We start from the raw sequence: 16,186 nt of genomic DNA on the forward strand, positions 1-16,186 counted from the left end.
CCGGGCACGCTACCACCCGCGGCGGTCTCACTCGCTCAGCAGGTCGAGCAGCAACGCGGCGGTCCAGCTGAACGCCGGTGAGCCCAGCCCGACGCCGGTGTCCGGATGGAAGTACTCGTGGCAGCCGGCATTGGCGACGAGGTCGATCATCGACTGGCGCAGCCCGGCGGCCAGCTCCGGATGCCCGTGCGTGAGCAGCCCGCGCCGGACCAGCCAACCGATGTTCAGCCAGCTCGGCCCCCGCCAGTAGCGCAGCGGCTCGAAGTCGGGCGCGGTGCGGTCGTAGGTGGGCAACGGCCGCTCCATGTGCCGGGCCACCCCGAAGCGCGCCGACCGGGCCTCGACCACCAGCGCGTCGACCTGTCGGGTCGGCAGGTCGGGCAGGACCAGCGGGGTCAGCCCGAGCACGGTACGCGCGCCGACCAGCCGGCCGGTACGCAGGTCGCGGGGCTGGAACGTGCCGGTGGCCGGGTCGTGGAGCCGGCGTACCAATGCTTCGGTGATCCGGGCCGCGCGGGCGCGGTGCGGCCCGGGGTCGTGGCCGAGGAGCGCGGCGATGTCGGCGAGCGCGTGCTCGGCGGACCCGAAGGCCGCGTTGAACAGCGGACACTCGACCAGGAACGGGTGGTCGTCGGCGAGATCCCGGTCGGCGTAGCCGTGCTCGCGGTAGGCGGCCACGATCGCCAGGTAGCGCGCGTAGTCCAGGTCCGTGGGGCGGTGCGCGGCGTCGGCGTGCGTGGTGTCGTGCCGACGGTACGCGCGCATCACCGCCGCCTCGGCGTCGACCGCCGCCATCGGCGCGTCCCAGGCGGGGCTGTTGTCCAACCCGGACTCCCACGGGTGCACGACGCAGACCAGCCCGTCACCGGCCACGTCACGCCGGTCGGCCAGGTAGCGCTGCTGGGCGACCAGGGCGGGATAGAGCCGCCCCAGCGCGGCCAACGCGTCGGGTGCGGGGGCCCGCTGGTACGCCAGCAACGCGGCGAGCGCGTGCACCGGCGGCTGGACCAGGCCGGACGTGTCCACGGCGGGGGCGCCCTGGGCGTCGGCGCTGCGCCACATCTCCGGGCCCGGGAAGTACGCGCCGACCCGCAGCGCCGGGTTGAACACGATGTGCGGCACCCGTCCGTCGGCCCACTGGGCCCGGAACAGGCTCGCCAACTCCTGCCAGGCCCGTTCGGGGCGGACCTGGGCGAGCCCGATCGCGATGAACGCGGAGTCCCAGCTCCACTGGTGCGGGTAGAGCGTGCGCGACGGCACGGTGTGGTCGTGTTCCCAGTTGGCGTCGAGCGTGTCGACCGCCAGCCGACGCAGCGCGGCCGGCTCGGCCGGGCCGCCGGTGCGGGTGCGGGCGGCGTGTGTCGCCCCGGCGTCGGCGGTCACGCGGCGGCCCGCCGGGGCAGCGCGTGTCGCAGCACCGTCGCGGCCTCCTGCAGCGCCCGGACCGGGTCCCCGCGCAGCCGGCACTCCAGGGCGAGCCAACCCCGGTAGTCCAGCTCCAGCAGGGTACGCACCAGCGCCGGCCAGTCCAGGTGCCCCGCGCCCGGCTGGTAGCGGTTGGAGTCGCTGACCTGCACGTGCCCGAGGTAGGGCGCGGCGGCGCGAAGCGCGCGGTGCACGTCGTCCTCCTCGATGTTCATGTGGAAGGTGTCGGCGACCACCCGGACCGAGGGCAGTGCGAGTGCGGCGCACAGCGCCACCGCCTCGTCGAGACGGTTGACCATGTGGTCCTCGTACCGGTTGAGGGGTTCCAGGAAGAGGGTGACCCCCTCGGCCTGGGCGTGCTCGCCCAGCTCGCCGAGGGCGTCGAGGAGGACCTGCCGGTCGTCGGCGGGCGGGCGGGGCGGCTCGAACGGTGGCAGCCGTCGGGAGAACATCCCCCAGGACGCCGGGGTCATCACCCCGACGCCGCCCAGCTCGGCGATCACCGAGAGCTGGGAACGCAGGTTGCGGACGGCGTCGGCGGACCGGTCACTGTCGAAGTCACCGATGAAGTGGTCCATCTCGACGCAGACGGTGGGCATCACCACCCCGGCGGCGCGGGCCCGACGCAGCTCCGGCAGCCGGCGGGCGAACGCGAGGTCGCCGCGTCCGCGTAGTTCGATGCCCTGGTAGCCGAGGGCGGTCGCGAGGGCGTACTTCTGGATCAGGTCGGTGCCCGGCAGGAGTTGCTCCTGGCAGGCCAGCGCGATGGTGGTCATCTAGAACCTCAGCACCACTTGGAGGACGTCACCGGCGCCGCGGTCGAGCAGCGCGAGGGCGTCGGCGACGGCGCTGGCGTCGACGATGTGGCTGACCAGCGGCAACGGATCGACGCTGCGGTCGGCCACCAGGTCCATGAAGGTCTGGGCGACCCGGTCGCCGGTCCACCGTCCGGCCATGCTCGGCGCGGGGGTGGGCCCGGAGACCTGGGCGGCGACCAACTGGATGCGGTTGTGGTGGAACTCCTCGCCGAGGCCGAGCGCGTCGGCCTGGCCCTGGTAGAAGCCGGCGGCGACGACCCGGCCGGCGTGTGCGGTGGAGCGGATCGCCTCGTGCAACGCCGGGTACGCGCCGGACAGCTCCAGGCACACGTCCGCGCCCCGGCCGTCGGTGGCCCGACGCAGCGCGGCGGCGGCGGACTCGCCTCCGGCATCCACAGTGCGACGCGCGCCGTATCGGACGGCGTGGTCCAGCCGGGCGGGCACCGGGTCGACGGCCACCACCCGGGCGCCGGAGAGCACCGCGAGTCGGGTGGCGAGCAGCCCGATGACGCCCTGCCCGAAGACACCCACCCAGTCGCCGAGGTGCAGGTCACCGGCGAGCACGGCGGTCAGGGCGATGGCGCCGGGTCGGGCGAAGACCGCGGCGAGCGGGTCCAGCCCGGCGGGGAGCGGACGGACCGCCTCGGCGGCGAGCACCGCCTCCGCCCGGTGCCCCCAGATGCCCCAGACCAGTTGCCCCGGGTGCCGGTCGGTGACCTCCGCCGCCACCTCGACGATCTCGCCGACCTCCTCGTAGCCGAAGCCGATCAGCGGGTAGGGCACCGGTGCCTGTCGGGGGACGAACATCCGGGCGGTGTCGTCCCAGTCCTTGCTGAGCCGGGGGTTGCTGCCCCGGTAGAGGGTCAGCTCGGTGCCGGCGGAGATGCCCGAGTAGCAGGTGCGGACGCGAACCTGGCCGGGGCCGAGCGGATCCGGGGAGCAGGGTTCGAGGCTGATCCGTCGAGGCCCGGCGAGAGAGACAACCCAATTGACCATGAGTCACATCCCGGTAGCACTGGGCTCCAGGATAGCAAAAAATCGCCATATGTCTTGCCATTCATCAATCGAAGGTGTTGAATCCGTCATGTACCCTTCGAGAGGAGTGCCACCGATGTCAGCACCTCCGAGGCGGATACTCGCCACCACCCTGATCCTGGCACTGACCACGTCCACCCTGCTGGCCTGTGGCGACGACGAGTCCGACAGCAACAGCAAGAAGATCACCGTCTGGAGCCTGGAGGACGTCGCCGACCGGGTGACCGCCACCAAGGCGATCATCGCCGACTTCACCGCGAAGACCGGGATCCAGGTCGACCTCGTGACCGTCAACGAGGACCAGTTCCCCTCCCTGATCGCCGCCAACGCCGCCGCCGGCGACCTGCCCGACGTGGTCGGTTCGGTCTCCCTCGCCGGCATCCGTACGCTCGCCGGCAACGAGCTGCTGCACGCCTCGGCGAACGCGGAGGTCGTCGACGGGCTGGGCCGGCAGACCTTCTCACCGCGCGCCCTGGAGCTCACCTCCGACGACGGCAAGCAGCTCTCCGTGCCCAGCGACGGGTGGGGGCAACTGCTCGTCTACCGCAAGGACCTGTTCGCCGCCGCCGACCTGCCCGCCCCCGACACGTACGAGCGGATCACCGCCGCCGCGGCGGCGCTGAACACCGGCGGCGTCGCCGGGATCACCGCGGCGACCGCCCCCAGCGACGTGTTCACCCAGCAGACCTTCGAGCACCTGGCGCTGGCCAACGGGTGCCAGCTCACCGACGACTCGGGCGAGATCACCCTGGATTCACCCCAGTGCGTCGAGGCGTTCCGCTTCTACGGCGACCTGATCCGCACCAGTTCGGTGAAGGGCGCACAGGACGTGGACACCACCCGGGCCACCTACTTCGCCGGCAAGGCGGCCATGGTGATCTGGTCGCCGTTCATCCTCGACGAGTTGGCCGGGTTGCGTGACGACGCCAAGCCGACCTGCCCGCAGTGCCAGGCCGACCCGGGTTTCCTCGCGAAGAACAGCGGGTTCGTCACCGCGATCAAGGGCCCGAACGGCGCCGAGCCGGCCCAGTACGGCGAGATCAGCTCCTGGGCCGTGCTGGACGGCGCGGTGACCGACCCGGCGAAGTCCTTCGTGGAGTACATGCTCGGCGACGGCTACCCGCGCTGGTTCGGCATGTCCCCCGAGGGCCGCTTCCCGGTCCGCAAGGGCACCCCGGCCGAGCCGGAGGCGTTCCTGACCGCCTGGAACACCAGCCAGGCCGGGGTGGACGCGAAGAAGCCCCTCGCCGACGTGTACGGCGACGAGGTGTTGGCCACGCTGCGCCGCAGCCCGGACACCTTCGGGCGGTGGGGGCTCACCCAGGGGCAGGGCAAGCTGGTCGGCGCCATGCTCGGCGAGCTGCCGGTGCCCAAGGTGCTGGGCGACCTCGTCTCCGGCAAGTCCGACGCGGCGGCGGCCGCGAACCGCGCCGAGAAGGACGTGGACGCGATCAAGGCGGGCGTCAATTGACCACCACCGCGCCCGGCCCCGGCCGCTCCCCCACCCGGGAACGGCCGGGGCGGGCCCGCCGCCGACCGTTGACCCTGCGCCGCCGCGAATCCCGGGCCGGGCTCGGGCTGGTCGCGCCGACAGTGCTCGTCACGATCGCCGTGATCGGCATCCCGATCGTGTGGACCGTGGTGCTCGCCTTCCAACGGGTCCGGCTCGCCACGCTGCGCAAGACCGGCCTGTTCGGCGAGTTCACCATGGACAACATCGACCGGGTTCTGCACACCCCCGGCTTCGCCGACACGCTCTGGACCACGGTGGTCTACAGCATCGGCGGCACCGTCGGGTCGATAGCGCTCGGCCTGGTCGCGGCGCTCGTGGTCCGTCGGCCGTTCCGGGGCCGCACCATGGTCCGGGCGTCCATGCTGCTGCCGTACGTGGCACCGGTGGTCGCGGTGACCTTCGTCTGGCAGGTGATGCTCGACCCTCAACTCGGCATCGTCAACGCCTGGGGCCAACGGCTGCTCGGCTGGGACGCTCCGGTGCCGTTCCTGTCCCAGGAGTCGACGGCGTTGACCACGGTTATCGTGTTCGAGGCGTGGCGGTACTTCCCGTTCGCCTTCCTGTTCCTGTTGGCCCGACTCCAGGCGGTGCCCGGTGAGTTGGAGGAGGCCGCCCGCGTCGACGGGGCCACCCCCACCCAACGGTTCCGGCACATCCTGCTGCCTCAACTGCTGCCGGTGATCGCCCTGCTCGGCGTGCTGCGCTTCATCATGACGTTCAACAAGTTCGACGACGTCTACCTGCTCACCGGCGGCGCGGCGGGCACCGAGGTGGTCAGCGTGCGGGTGTACGAGTTCCTCACCGCCCGTACCGACATCGGCGCGGCGGCCGCGCAGGCGGTCGTGCTGGCCGTGGTGCTCGTCGTGTTCGTGCTGATCTACCTGCGCTTCTTCGGACGGAGGGTGAGCTGATGGACCGGGACGTCGTCGAGACGGTGAGCCTGCGCTGGCTGCGCCGTCTGGTGATCGCCGCGTTCCTGGTGGTCACCGTCTTCCCCTTCTACTACATGCTGGTGCTCTCGGTGCGCCCCATCGAGCGTCTGCTGCTCGACCCGGGCGCGCTGGTGGTCGGCTTCGGTGAGCTGACCGTGGCCACGTACGCCGAGGTCCTCAAGGCCACCGACGACGGCGGCCAGGGATTCCTGACCTTCATCCGCAACAGCGGCCTCGTCGCGGTCGCGGCGACGGTGCTCACCCTGCTGGTGGCGATCCCCGGCGCGTACGCGGTGGCCCGGCTGCGGTTCTTCGGCCGGCGGCAGGTCGACTTCCTGTTCCTCGCGGTCTACCTGTTCCCGTCGATCGTCATCGCGATCCCCCTGTTCGTGGTCTTCACCTGGGGTGGGCTGCGCGGTTCGCTGTTCGGCCTGGTGCTGGTCTACATCTCGCAGACGTTGCCGGTGTCGGTCTACATGTTGAAGAACTACTTCGAGACGATCCCGGTCAGCCTGGAGGAGTCCGCCGCCATCGACGGCGCGGGTCGGCTGGGCATCATCCGGCGGGTCAGCCTGCCGCTCGCCCTGCCGTCGATCATGGCGGTCGCCCTCTACGACTTCATGATCGCCTGGAACGAGTTCCTCTTCGCCCTGCTGTTCCTGGTCGACAAGCCCGGCCGGTGGACGGTGTCGCTCGGGTTGTCGCAGCTCGCCGACGGGGTGGAGGTGCCCAAGACGGTGCTGATGGCCGGCTCGGTCGTCCTCACCGTGCCCATCGTGATCCTCTTCTTCGCCAGCGAGCGACTGCTCACCGAGGGGCTGACCAGCGGCGCGGAGAAGGGATGATCGTCTCCCTCGGGTCGAGCGTCACTCCCCCACCGGCCCGGTTACGGTGGCCGTATGGCCAACCCGACCCGCTGGGCGACCGACACCGGCCCCGAGCACTCGCAGTGGTACATCGACCGGTTCCGCAAGCTGGCCGCCGAGGGAGCGGACCTGGCCGGCGAGGCCCGCCTGGTGGACACCCTGGTCGCACCCGGCTCGCGGATCCTCGACGCCGGCAGCGGCACCGGCCGGGTCGGTGCCGCGCTGGCGCAGCGTGGGCACACCGTGGTCGGGGTGGACGCCGACCCCGCGCTGGTGGCGGCGGCCCGCGCCGACTATCCGGGCCCGACGTGGCTGGTCGCCGACCTCGCCGAACTGGACCTGCCCGCGCTCGGTGAGGCGGAGCCGTTCGACGCGGCGGTGCTGGCCGGCAACGTCCTCGCCTTCGTCGCCGTCGGCACCGAGCCGGAGGTGCTGCGTCGGGTCGCCGCCCACCTGCGGCCGGACGGGGTGCTGACCGTCGGCTTCGGCACCGAACGCGGCTACCCGCTCACCGCGTTCGACGCCGACGCGGTGGCCGCCGGGCTGCGGGTGGAGCATCGCTTCGCAACCTGGGACCTGCGCCCGTGGCGCGACGACGCCCCGTTCGCGGTCACCATCCTGCGCCGTCCGGCCGACTGAACACCGTCACCGCACGTTGCTTCCCGGTGATCAAGAGGTTTGCGTCAGGCTCGCGCCACATTCTGACGCAAACCTCTTGATCACCGCCGCCGTGGCGTGCCGCTGGCGGGCTTCGGGGGGTCAGTCTCCGACGGCTACGGCGCGGGCGGCGGCCGGGTCGAGGGTCGCGCCGGCCGGCACCAGGCTGACCAGACCGGCCGGCAACCGCAACGGGCGTACACCCCCGTAGCCGAGCATCGGCAGCACCTCACGGTCGGCCAGCACGTACCGCCGGCCCAGGTCGGTGACCACGGAGACCGCGCCGCCGGTCGCGCCGGGCGCCGCGGTGGCCTCGACCACCGCGCCGCGGCCCGGCTCGACCAGCACGTGGTCGGCCAGCACCGCGCCACCGGTCGGCACGGTCCGTGGAGCAGCCGTCAGGTCCCGCAGCGGTACGCCCCAGCGCACCTCAGCCACCCCGCCGTCGTCGGCGACGCGGGTGCAGAGCGCCCCGTCGCCGCCGGCCGCCAGTCGAGGTGGGGTCGGCGGTGGCGCGTTCTGGCCGGTCGGTGCGAGGTCGGGCACCGTGGGCAGCGTGGCGAACTGCCCCAACGGCAGCGGCACCGGAGCGCCCTGCCCGGTGCGGGCCAGCAGCAACCCGGCCTGCAACTCGGTGATGCCGGCCAACCCGGCGTCGAGGGCCACCGCGTACTGCCGGCCGCCGCCGGAGTTGCTCACCAGGTAGACCGTCCCGATGGCGGTGCCCGGAACCCGGGCGGCGGGTCGGCCCAGGCCGGGCAGGTCGAGCGGGGCCAGGTCGGTGCCGGCCGGCAGCGAGTTGAGCAGGGCGGGGGCCACCGGCACGGCCTGCGCCCGGGTGGTGGCGAGTGCCGCCAGGACCCGGCTGGGATCGCGGATCGGATATCGCCGTTGGTGCCAGACCAGGTGCAGCCCGCCGTCGGGGTGGCGCAGCAGCAGCGCCTCGTCGCCCAACTGTCGACCGCCGTCGGGCTCGGCGCCGATCAGCAGCGCGGAGCGGGGTGCCTCGCCGGTCAGGACGGTCGAGCAGACCGTCCACGCCGTCGCGACCAGCCGCCCCGGGGCGGGCAGCGAGTCGGGCGCGTCGGCGATGCCCAGGGGCAGACCACGCGGCACGCCGTCGATCGTGCGGCGCGAGACGAGGACGGTCTTCGACCGGTCCGCGCCGACGATGAGCAGCGCGGAGGCGTAGTTGAGCACCGGGTGCAGCTTCTGCTCGCGGTAGACGAACCGGGCGCCGGACTCCTTCTCGACGATCACCGCACCCGGGTCGCGCCAGCCCTTGCCGCCGCCGGCGAACAGGCCGTAGAGCGCGAAACCACCCAGCAGGATCGCCGCGACCAGGACGCTGGCCAGACCGGCGCCGGCCAGCCGTCGAAACGGTGACTGCGCGGGGTCGGTCTCCCGCATGACCAGGGCGGCGACCGCCCGTTGGACGCTGAACTGGTAGGAGTGCAGCTGGTCCTGCCGCGACGGCATGAGGTCCCTTCCGGTGGATCGGCCGGGCACAGGATAGGCGCTGCGTCGATGTCTCGCGGACCCTGCGTGGCCGCGCGGTGCCGGGCAACCGGTACCATCCATGGACGAATCCGGCGGCGAGAGGGCACCCGTGGGCGCGCGTTTCGAGGAGCTGTCCTGGCGGGAGACCCCGATCGGCGCGATCAGCCTGCGCCGACGCCGGGACCCGGCACTTCAGGTCGAGGTGTACGAGGTCAAGCTCGACGACGAATACCTGATGTCCAGCCTCTTCCCGGTCGCGGAGATCGAGCTGGCCCGGTTGGGTCTCGCCGAGGTGACCGGTGAGTCGGTCGACGTGGTGGTCGGCGGTCTCGGTCTGGGATACACCGCCTGCGCGGCGCTGGGTGATCCCCGGGTGCGGTCGCTGCTGGTGGTGGAGGCGATCGAGGACGTGATCGACTGGCACCGGCGAGGGCTGCTGCCGTTCGCGGCGGGGCTCGCCGAGGACCCGCGGACCCGGTTCGTCCAGGCCGACTTCTTCGCGGCCGTCGCCGGTGACGTCGGCTTCGACGCCGAGGTGCCGGGGCGGCGGTTCGACGCGGTGCTGCTCGACGTCGACCACTCCCCCCGCAACGTCCTGCACCCCAGCCACGCCGCGTTCTACCCGCCGGCCGGTCTGCGCCGCCTGGCCGCCCTGCTGCGCCCGGAGGGGGTCTTCGCGCTCTGGTCGGACGACCCGCCGGACGCGGAGTTCACCGACGCGCTCACCGAGGTGTTCGCGAACGTACGGACGCACGTCGTGCCGTTCGCCAACCCGCTGACCGGTGGGGAGTCGGCCAACACCGTCTACGTGGCGCGCACCGGCCCCTGACCTCGGGCGAGCGGACGCCGGAACCCGAGTCGATCAATCGGCATGGTGTCGGCCGGACGGGGAACGTTGGGGCGGGCCGGCCGGAACGGGCGCGGCCGGTTACGGGAGGTCGAGATGCGTGCGCTGCTCTGGGTCGTCGGCGTGGTGGCCGGTGTGCTGATCCTGCTCGGGTTGATCCTCGAGGCGGTCCGCTGGCTGATCATCATCGGTGTGATCGCACTGGTGATCGTGATCGTCTGGGGCGTCGTCAAGGGGCGGCAGGCGGTGCAGCACCAGGGCCGACGACGCTGACCGGTCAGAACCAGTCCGGGCGCATGTCGAGGGTGGTCCGGTCCCGGCTGTCCAGCAGGTCGAACTGCGGCCCGGTGCGGGGCAGCTCGACAGCGTAGAAGTAGCGGGCGGCCTGTCGCTTCCCGGCGTGGAACGCGTCACCGGCCCCCTCCGGCGGCAGGGCCAACACCTGCTCCAGCCACATCCACGCGATCACGACATGCCCGACGGCCTCCAGGTAGGCGCTGGCGTTGGCCAGCGCGAGCACCGGGTCACCGTCGGCCCACAGCCGACCGGTGACCGAGGTGACGCGGTCCACCGTCTCGGCCAGCCGGTCCGCCAGACCGGCCGCCTCGCCGCCGGCCTTCCGCGCCTGCTCGATGGTGTCCTCGATCGTCGTGGTCAACAGAGCGAGACCGGCGCCGCCCTGCATGGTCATCTTGCGCCCCAGCAGATCCAGCGCCTGGATGCCGTGCGTGCCCTCGTGGATCGGGTTGAGCCGGTTGTCCCGGTAGTGCTGCTCCACGTCGTGATCGCGGGTGTAGCCGGCACCGCCGAGCACCTGGATGGCCAGGTCGTTGGCGGTCAGGCACCACTGCGACGGCCAGCTCTTGGTGATCGGGGTGAGCACGTCCAACAGCAGGTGGGCACGCTCGCGGTCCGCCTCGGTGGGTGCGGTCCCCTGCTCGTCGAGCAGCCGCGCGCAGTAGAGCACCAACGCCAGCGCCCCCTCGACGTAGCTCTTCTGCGCCAGCAGCATGCGGCGTACGTCGGGGTGGTCGATGATCGGCACCTGCGGCGTGGCCGGGTCCTTCGCACCGACCGGTCGGCCCTGCGGCCGCTCCCTGGCGTACGCCAGGCTCTTGAGATAGCCGGTGTAACCGAGCGCGGTGGCACCCGCCCCGACCCCGATCCGGGCCTCGTTCATCATGTGGAACATCTGCGCCAGACCCTGGTGCGGCGCCCCGACCAGCTGACCGACCGCACCGGCCCGGCCGCCCGGGGTGTGCCCGCCGTCGCCGAAGCTGAGCAGGGTGTTCGTGGTGCCCCGGAAACCCATCTTGTGGTTGAGCCCGGCCAACACCACGTCGTTGCGTTCCCCGAGCGACCCGTCCGGACCGACCAGCACCTTGGGCACGATGAACAGCGAGATGCCCTTCACCCCGGGCGGCGCGCCGGGGATCCGCGCCAGGACCAGGTGCACGATGTTCTCGGCCAGCTCGTGATCGCCGCCGGAGATCCACATCTTGGTGCCGAAGAGCCGGTACGAGCCGTCGGTCTGTGGTTCGGCGCGGGTGGTGATGTCGGCCAGCGAGCTGCCGGCGTGCGGCTCGGACAGGCACATGGTGCCGAAGAACCGGCCGTCCAGCATCGGCCGGACATAGGTGTCCACCTGCTCGGCGCTTCCGTGGGCCAGCAACAGGTTGGCGTTGCCCAGGGTCAGGAACGGGTACGCCGAGGTGGCCACGTTGGCCGCCTGGAACCAGGCGAAGCAGGCCGCCGTCACCGCGTGCGGTAGTTGCAGGCCGCCGACCGAGGCGTCCAGGCCGGCGCTGAGCAGGCCCGTCTCGGCGAAACTGTCCAGCGCGGCGCGAACCTGCGGGATCAGCCGCACCCGCTGCCCGTCGAATGTGGGCTCGGCCAGGTCGGCGGCCCGGTTGTGCGGGGCGAACTGTTCGGTGGCCACCCGTTCGGCGAGGTCCAGCGCGTCGTCGAACGTCTCCCGGGAGTGCTCCGCGTAGCGGGGGCGCTCGACGAGCTGGGACACCCGCAGCCAGTCGTACAGCAGGAAGTCGAGGTCACGGCGGGAAAGCAGGGTGGACGGCACGGAACTCCTCAGCGGGCGCGGGGTGGGACTGTCCAGGACGACGGCCCAGGGTCGCCAGGGCCCATCCTGACGGATCGTCGGAGCGCGCACCACCGGGGCGGGCGGCATCCGCTGAGCCGGCGGTTTCGCCCGGCATGCTCCGGGGATACCGCCTTGGGGGGGGCCGGGTCGGTCGGCTCCCGGCTGGAGCCGACGACGCCGCGGGGGCGGGTGAGGAGCGGGTCGATGTCCACGCTGCCCACCCGGCCGGACCCCCGGTTGACACCGGTGCTCAGTGAGAGCCGGGTGTGCACCGGGGTGACGTCCCTGCGAGGGCGGGTCTTCCTGAGCTACCCGTCGGCGGACGGGCCGGGCGTCCAGGTGGTGGAGGCACTCCCGGACGGCCGCCGCGCCCCGTACCCGGACGCGGCGTGGAACCAGGCGAACGCCTCACCGGACAGCGCGTTCGTGCACGTCAACGGCTTGCGCGCGGGCCCGGACGGCCGGCTGTGGATGATCGACTCGGGCTCGCCGCAACTCGGCGGGCAGCAGGTGCCGGGAGGCGCCCGGCTGATCGCCGTCGACGCGCACGACGACCGGGTGGAACGGGTCTACCACCTCGGCGAGGCGCTGCACCCGACCAGCTACGTCGACGACGTCCGCTTCAACGGGGCGCTCGCGTACCTCACCGACGCCGGGATGCCCGGCCTCGTCGTGCTCGACCTCGAATCGGGTCGGCTTCGACGCGTGCTCGATGGTCATCCGAGCACCGTGGGCGGTCCGTTGGTCGCCGACGGGCGGGTGCTGCGCGACCCGCACGGCACCGAGGTGCGTCTGCACGTCGACCAACTGGAGGTGTCGCCCGACGGACGCTGGCTCTACTACCAGCCGGCCTCCGGTGGGATGTCCCGCGTCGACACCAGGTGGATCGACGACCCGGCGGTGTCGGCCGACGAGGTGGCCCGGCGGGTCGAACGGTGGTGCGACACCCCCAGCACCGGCGGCACGGCGATCGACGCCAACGGCACCATCTACCTCAGCGACGTGGAGCGCAGGCGCATTCTCACCGTCGCACCGGACGGCAGCGTGCGTACCCTGGTCGCCGACCCCCGGCTGGTCTGGGTGGACGCGATGTGGCTCGACGCCGAGGCCCGGCTCTGGATGCCGGCGGCCCAGTTGCACCTGACCGCCGGGTTCAACGGCGGACGCTCGGCCGTCGACTACCCGATGCACATCTACCGGATGTCGGTGCCGACCGGGCCGTCCAGACTGGACCACTCCTGAGCTGACGGACGTCGATATGCTGCCTCGCATGCATCGAAGTCGCGTCTACGCCCTGCTGATCGACGCCCCCGCGGCGCAGGCCACCCGGGCGGCGGAGTTCTGGTCCGCCGCGCTCGGCGTCAGCACCCGATCCCATCCGACGGAGCCGCAGTTCGTCGGACTGCACGAGGCGCTACCGGGGCTGGTCACCGCGGTCCAGGCGGTCGACGACGAGCCCCGCTTCCACCTCGACATCGAGACCGACGACGTGCCGGCCGAGACCGCGCGGTTGGTCGGTCTGGGTGCCGTCGAGGTGTCGCAGTGGCTCGAGTGTCGGATCCTGCGGGCGCCCGGCGGTCACCTGCTCTGCGTGTTGCCGGTGGAGAGCCCGCCGGAGCTCTTCGCCGCCGAGGCCCGCACCTGGTCCTGATGCGGGGGCGTCTTCACCGACGGCCGTCGGGCGCAGGCGAGCAGCCAGTCGGACAGCAGGTCGGGCCGGCAGGGCTGTCAGAGGGTGCGGCTAGGGTCCCGCTCATGGCTGAATTCGTGTTGGTGGCGGGGGCGTGGCTGGGGGCGTCGGCATGGGACGACGTGGTGTCACCGCTGCGGGCGGCCGGCCACGGCGCCCACGCGTTGGACCTCTCGGGGCTCGGTGACAAGCGCGGCGTGCCCGCTGGGCAGCAGACCCACGTGCAGGACATCGTCGACGAGATCGAGCGTCGCGACCTGCGCGACGTGGTGTTGGTCGGGCACAGCTACTCCGGCATCCCGGTGGGTCAGGCCGCCGAGCGCATCGGCGACCGGTTGACCAGGGTGGTCTTCGTGGACGCGGAGGTGCCGGTCGACGGCGGGTCGTTCGCCTCCGGTTGGTGGCAGGGCCGGGAGGCGTTCGAAGCGCAGCTCACCGAGAACGGGGGTTACTGGCCGCCGATCGGCGCGGCCGACCTCGACGGTCAGGGTCTCACCGACGAGCAGGTCGCCCGGTTGATCGAGGGCTCCGTGCCGCACCCGGGGGCCACGCTGACCGAGCCGGCCGTGCTGACCCGCCCGTTGGGTGAGCTTCCCGCCACGTACGTCAAGTGCCTGCTCGACGGGCCCGAGCCCAACGACACAGTGGCCGAGCTGCTGGCCGGCGACCATTGGCGACTGGTCACCATGGCCACCGGCCACTGGCCGATGTTCTCCCAGCCCACCGAGCTGGCCCGGGTCCTGGCGGCGCAAGCAGATTGATCGCGCCGGTGACGTGCGTGTCGGCGCGGCGCATACAGGCCGCCGACGGCTCGGTGCCGCCGCCCATGGTGTCCAGCGCCGACGAGGTCACACGGTCTGGTCGTCCAGGGTTCTGATGTGGCGTACCGGCGACGCGGCCAGCCAGAGCACGGCGAGCACGCCACCCAGCCCGGCGATGGCCAGGGTGGGTCGCAGCCCGATGGTGGTGCCGAGCGCGCCACCGACCAACGCGCCGATCGGTCGGATGCCGTAGTTGACGGCGCTGTACGCCCCGGCCCGGCGTCCTCGCGCGTCGTCGGGTGTCACGGCGGTGAGCAGGGCGTTCAGGTTGACGTCCATCAGCATCACTCCGATGCTGGAGACCAGCTCGATGGCCGCCAGCATGGCCACCTTCGTCCAGGTGGGGCCCGTCACCAGTGCGGTCAGTGCCAGCGGTGCGGGGAAGAGGACCGCGCCGATCATGGCGGTACGCCCCAACCCGATGGAGCGGGAGATGCGGGGGGCGAGGCCCGCGCCCGCGAGCCCGCCGAGGGCGCCGAACCCGAGGGCGACGCCGATCGCGCCGGCCGACAGGTCGAGGTCTCGGCTGGCGTAGAGCACCAGCAGCGCGCCGGTGATGAAGGTGAAGAAGTTGACGGTGCTGGTGCAGCCGAGCGCCGCCCGCAGCACCGGGTGCCGCAGCACCAGCACGAGCCCTTCGCGGACCAGACCGAGAGTGGAGGTCCGGCGCGGCGGCACAGGTGACTCCGTCACCGGGATGCGGCGGAGCAGCAGTGCCGAGCCGAGGAACGACACCGCGTCGACGAGGATCGCGACCGGTGCGCTGAGCGCCTGGACCAGCCCACCGCCGACGGCGGGACCGGCGATGAAGGACAGCGATCGGCTCATGCTCAGCTTGCTGTTCGCGTCCACGTACGCCGATCGCGGCACCAGGGCGACGAAGAAGGCCTGACGCGCCATGGCGAACAGCACCGCTCCGAGGCCGGTGAGCAGTGCCACCAGGTAGAGCTGGGCGAGGGTGATCGCGTCGAACAGGTACGCCACGGGCAGGCTGAGCAGCACCGCCGCGCGGACCAGGTCCGCGATGATCAGGAGTCGCCGTTTGTGGGTGCGCTGGTCCACCCACGCGCCGAGGAACAGGCCGAGCAGGTTGGGCAGCCAGATCAGGGCGGTGAGGACGCTGACCTGCACGGGTGTCGCGGTGAGCAGGGAGACGGCGATCAGTGGCAGTGCCAGTTCGCTGACCCGGTCGCCGAACTGGGAGATCGTCTCGCCGGCCCAGAAGGTGCGGAACCGCCGGTCGCGGTGCAGGGCCGGCGGGGGTACGGCGCCGGTGGCGCTCGCGGTGCCGCTGGCGGTCATGATGTGCCCGCGCCGTCGTCGCCGGGCTCGGCCGAGGAGTCGTCGCCGGACTCGGGCAGGAGGTAGCGCAGCATCCGGACGATTCGCGCGCCGTCCGGGGCCGCCTCCTCCTTGCGCCGCACGTAGGGGGCGATCAGCTCTTCGATCGACTCCTCCAACCGCCGGAGCTCGTCGGCGGTGGCCACGAAGCGGGTGTCGGCGACGCCGGCCAGCCCGCGCCACTCGGCGTCGAGCCGGGGTTCGTCGTGCAGCAGCCACTGTTGGGGCACCTCGGCCCGCCGGGCGAACATCTCGCCGCGCAGTTGCCGGCCGGCGGCCTGCCCCTCGGCGTCGTCGGGCAGGGTGAAGCGGAAACCCCGGGCCGCCGCCTGCCACCAGCGTTCCCGTTTGCTGGTGGCACCGTCCCAGTCGGTGACGAGGCCGAACGTCGCAAGGTGCCGCAGGTGCCAGCTGACCACCGACGGCGTGGCGCCGACGTGCGGCGAGAGCCCGGTCGCGGTGGCCGGGCCCTCCCGCTGGAGGTGTTCGAGGATGGCCAGCCGGACGGGGTGCGCCAACGCCCGCAGCGCCTGCGGCTCGTTGATCTCGAAGTCCCCGTACGGATTCTTGAGAGACATGTTTCGAGAGTAGTCTCTCAGGTTTTTGTTCGGCAACCCCTCCGCGCTCGGCGGTGAGGACG

Annotated in this window: 16 protein-coding genes; 9 read left to right on the forward strand and 7 right to left on the reverse strand. The window is 72.2% G+C overall.

Features of this window, described 5'->3' with window-relative positions:
• Positions 1 to 27: 27 nt before the first annotated feature.
• The 3 genes from O7617_RS31145 to O7617_RS31155 all read right to left on the reverse strand — a co-directional run bounded on the left by O7617_RS31145 (position 28) and on the right by O7617_RS31155 (position 3,239).
• A complete protein-coding gene (locus O7617_RS31145) occupies positions 28 to 1,314 on the reverse strand; it encodes a hypothetical protein (RefSeq protein ID WP_282264924.1) in 1,287 nt (428 codons plus the stop codon).
• 65 nt (positions 1,315 to 1,379) lie between these two features.
• A complete protein-coding gene (locus O7617_RS31150) occupies positions 1,380 to 2,201 on the reverse strand; it encodes a sugar phosphate isomerase/epimerase family protein (RefSeq protein WP_282260048.1) in 822 nt (273 codons plus the stop codon).
• The gene (locus tag O7617_RS31155) at positions 2,202 to 3,239 is read right to left on the reverse strand and encodes a zinc-binding dehydrogenase (RefSeq protein WP_282260050.1); all 1,038 of its coding nucleotides are present in this window, start codon (positions 3,237 to 3,239) and stop codon (positions 2,202 to 2,204) included.
• Positions 3,240 to 3,354: 115 nt separating this feature from the next.
• Between O7617_RS31155 and O7617_RS31160 the strand changes: the two genes are divergently transcribed.
• From O7617_RS31160 to O7617_RS31175, 4 genes are read left to right on the forward strand one after another with little or no spacing between them, the layout of a single operon-like run.
• Positions 3,355 to 4,749, forward strand: a complete 1,395-nt coding sequence (locus tag O7617_RS31160) for an extracellular solute-binding protein (RefSeq protein ID WP_282260051.1) — start codon at positions 3,355 to 3,357, stop codon at positions 4,747 to 4,749.
• On the forward strand, positions 4,746 to 5,702 hold the full coding sequence (locus tag O7617_RS31165; protein WP_282260052.1) for a sugar ABC transporter permease: 957 nt from the start codon (positions 4,746 to 4,748) through the stop codon (positions 5,700 to 5,702). Before O7617_RS31160 ends, O7617_RS31165 begins: the two co-directional genes overlap by 4 nt.
• Positions 5,702 to 6,568 carry a carbohydrate ABC transporter permease gene (locus tag O7617_RS31170; RefSeq protein ID WP_282260054.1) on the forward strand — a complete coding sequence of 289 codons (867 nt, stop codon included), beginning with the start codon at positions 5,702 to 5,704 and terminating at the stop codon, positions 6,566 to 6,568. The genes O7617_RS31165 and O7617_RS31170 overlap by 1 nt, the downstream gene beginning before the upstream one ends.
• 54 nt (positions 6,569 to 6,622) lie before the next feature.
• Positions 6,623 to 7,228: a class I SAM-dependent methyltransferase gene (locus tag O7617_RS31175; RefSeq protein ID WP_282260055.1), complete on the forward strand. Its 606-nt coding sequence runs from the start codon at positions 6,623 to 6,625 to the stop codon at positions 7,226 to 7,228.
• Positions 7,229 to 7,348: 120 nt separating this feature from the next.
• Here the strand turns inward: O7617_RS31175 and eccB are convergent, their stop codons facing one another.
• Entirely contained in the window at positions 7,349 to 8,725 is a 1,377-nt protein-coding gene (gene eccB / locus O7617_RS31180) for a type VII secretion protein EccB (RefSeq protein ID WP_282260057.1), read from the reverse strand.
• 100 nt (positions 8,726 to 8,825) lie between these two features.
• Between eccB and O7617_RS31185 the strand changes: the two genes are divergently transcribed.
• Together O7617_RS31185 and O7617_RS31190 are read left to right on the forward strand one after the other, a co-directional pair.
• Positions 8,826 to 9,575 carry a spermidine synthase gene (locus O7617_RS31185; RefSeq protein ID WP_282260059.1) on the forward strand — a complete coding sequence of 250 codons (750 nt, stop codon included), beginning with the start codon at positions 8,826 to 8,828 and terminating at the stop codon, positions 9,573 to 9,575.
• A gap of 114 nt (positions 9,576 to 9,689) precedes the next feature.
• Positions 9,690 to 9,866, forward strand: coding sequence for a hypothetical protein (locus tag O7617_RS31190; protein WP_167524848.1), 177 nt, complete (start codon positions 9,690 to 9,692; stop codon positions 9,864 to 9,866).
• Positions 9,867 to 9,870: 4 nt separating this feature from the next.
• On the opposite strand, the gene O7617_RS31195 is transcribed toward O7617_RS31190, so the two are convergent.
• On the reverse strand, positions 9,871 to 11,673 hold the full coding sequence (locus tag O7617_RS31195; protein ID WP_282260063.1) for an acyl-CoA dehydrogenase: 1,803 nt from the start codon (positions 11,671 to 11,673) through the stop codon (positions 9,871 to 9,873).
• A 225-nt stretch (positions 11,674 to 11,898) separates the two neighbouring features.
• Between O7617_RS31195 and O7617_RS31200 the strand changes: the two genes are divergently transcribed.
• The 3 genes from O7617_RS31200 (at position 11,899) to O7617_RS31210 (ending at position 14,145) form a co-directional block, all read left to right on the forward strand.
• Complete coding sequence (locus O7617_RS31200) at positions 11,899 to 12,936, forward strand: L-dopachrome tautomerase-related protein (protein ID WP_282260065.1); 1,038 nt, start codon at positions 11,899 to 11,901, stop codon at positions 12,934 to 12,936.
• A 28-nt stretch (positions 12,937 to 12,964) separates the two neighbouring features.
• Entirely contained in the window at positions 12,965 to 13,345 is a 381-nt protein-coding gene (locus tag O7617_RS31205) for a VOC family protein (RefSeq protein ID WP_282260067.1), read from the forward strand.
• A 104-nt stretch (positions 13,346 to 13,449) separates the two neighbouring features.
• Positions 13,450 to 14,145, forward strand: coding sequence for an alpha/beta hydrolase (locus O7617_RS31210; RefSeq protein WP_282260068.1), 696 nt, complete (start codon positions 13,450 to 13,452; stop codon positions 14,143 to 14,145).
• A gap of 87 nt (positions 14,146 to 14,232) precedes the next feature.
• On the opposite strand, the gene O7617_RS31215 is transcribed toward O7617_RS31210, so the two are convergent.
• Both O7617_RS31215 and O7617_RS31220 read right to left on the reverse strand, forming a co-directional pair.
• Complete coding sequence (locus tag O7617_RS31215; RefSeq protein WP_282260071.1) at positions 14,233 to 15,507, reverse strand: MFS transporter; 1,275 nt, start codon at positions 15,505 to 15,507, stop codon at positions 14,233 to 14,235.
• Positions 15,504 to 16,124 carry a helix-turn-helix domain-containing protein gene (locus O7617_RS31220; RefSeq protein ID WP_282260072.1) on the reverse strand — a complete coding sequence of 207 codons (621 nt, stop codon included), beginning with the start codon at positions 16,122 to 16,124 and terminating at the stop codon, positions 15,504 to 15,506. Before O7617_RS31220 ends, O7617_RS31215 begins: the two co-directional genes overlap by 4 nt.
• Positions 16,125 to 16,186 lie beyond the last annotated feature (62 nt).

Source organism: Micromonospora sp. WMMD1155 (assembly GCF_029581275.1).
Classification (GTDB): domain Bacteria; phylum Actinomycetota; class Actinomycetes; order Mycobacteriales; family Micromonosporaceae; genus Micromonospora.

Bases quoted from the DNA above. Each gene is read 5' to 3' on its own strand.
- O7617_RS31150 (WP_282260048.1), bottom strand. From the start codon at position 2,201: ATGACCACCATCGCGCTGGCCTGCCAGGAGCAACTCCTGCCGGGCACC.
- O7617_RS31155 (WP_282260050.1), bottom strand. From the start codon at position 3,239: ATGGTCAATTGGGTTGTCTCTCTCGCCGGGCCTCGACGGATCAGCCTC.
- O7617_RS31160 (WP_282260051.1), top strand. From the start codon at position 3,355: ATGTCAGCACCTCCGAGGCGGATACTCGCCACCACCCTGATCCTGGCA.
- O7617_RS31170 (WP_282260054.1), top strand. From the start codon at position 5,702: ATGGACCGGGACGTCGTCGAGACGGTGAGCCTGCGCTGGCTGCGCCGT.
- O7617_RS31175 (WP_282260055.1), top strand. From the start codon at position 6,623: ATGGCCAACCCGACCCGCTGGGCGACCGACACCGGCCCCGAGCACTCG.
- eccB (WP_282260057.1), bottom strand. From the start codon at position 8,725: ATGCCGTCGCGGCAGGACCAGCTGCACTCCTACCAGTTCAGCGTCCAA.
- O7617_RS31185 (WP_282260059.1), top strand. From the start codon at position 8,826: ATGGACGAATCCGGCGGCGAGAGGGCACCCGTGGGCGCGCGTTTCGAG.
- O7617_RS31190 (WP_167524848.1), top strand. From the start codon at position 9,690: ATGCGTGCGCTGCTCTGGGTCGTCGGCGTGGTGGCCGGTGTGCTGATC.
- O7617_RS31200 (WP_282260065.1), top strand. From the start codon at position 11,899: ATGTCCACGCTGCCCACCCGGCCGGACCCCCGGTTGACACCGGTGCTC.
- O7617_RS31205 (WP_282260067.1), top strand. From the start codon at position 12,965: ATGCATCGAAGTCGCGTCTACGCCCTGCTGATCGACGCCCCCGCGGCG.
- O7617_RS31210 (WP_282260068.1), top strand. From the start codon at position 13,450: ATGGCTGAATTCGTGTTGGTGGCGGGGGCGTGGCTGGGGGCGTCGGCA.
- O7617_RS31215 (WP_282260071.1), bottom strand. From the start codon at position 15,507: ATGACCGCCAGCGGCACCGCGAGCGCCACCGGCGCCGTACCCCCGCCG.
- O7617_RS31220 (WP_282260072.1), bottom strand. From the start codon at position 16,124: ATGTCTCTCAAGAATCCGTACGGGGACTTCGAGATCAACGAGCCGCAG.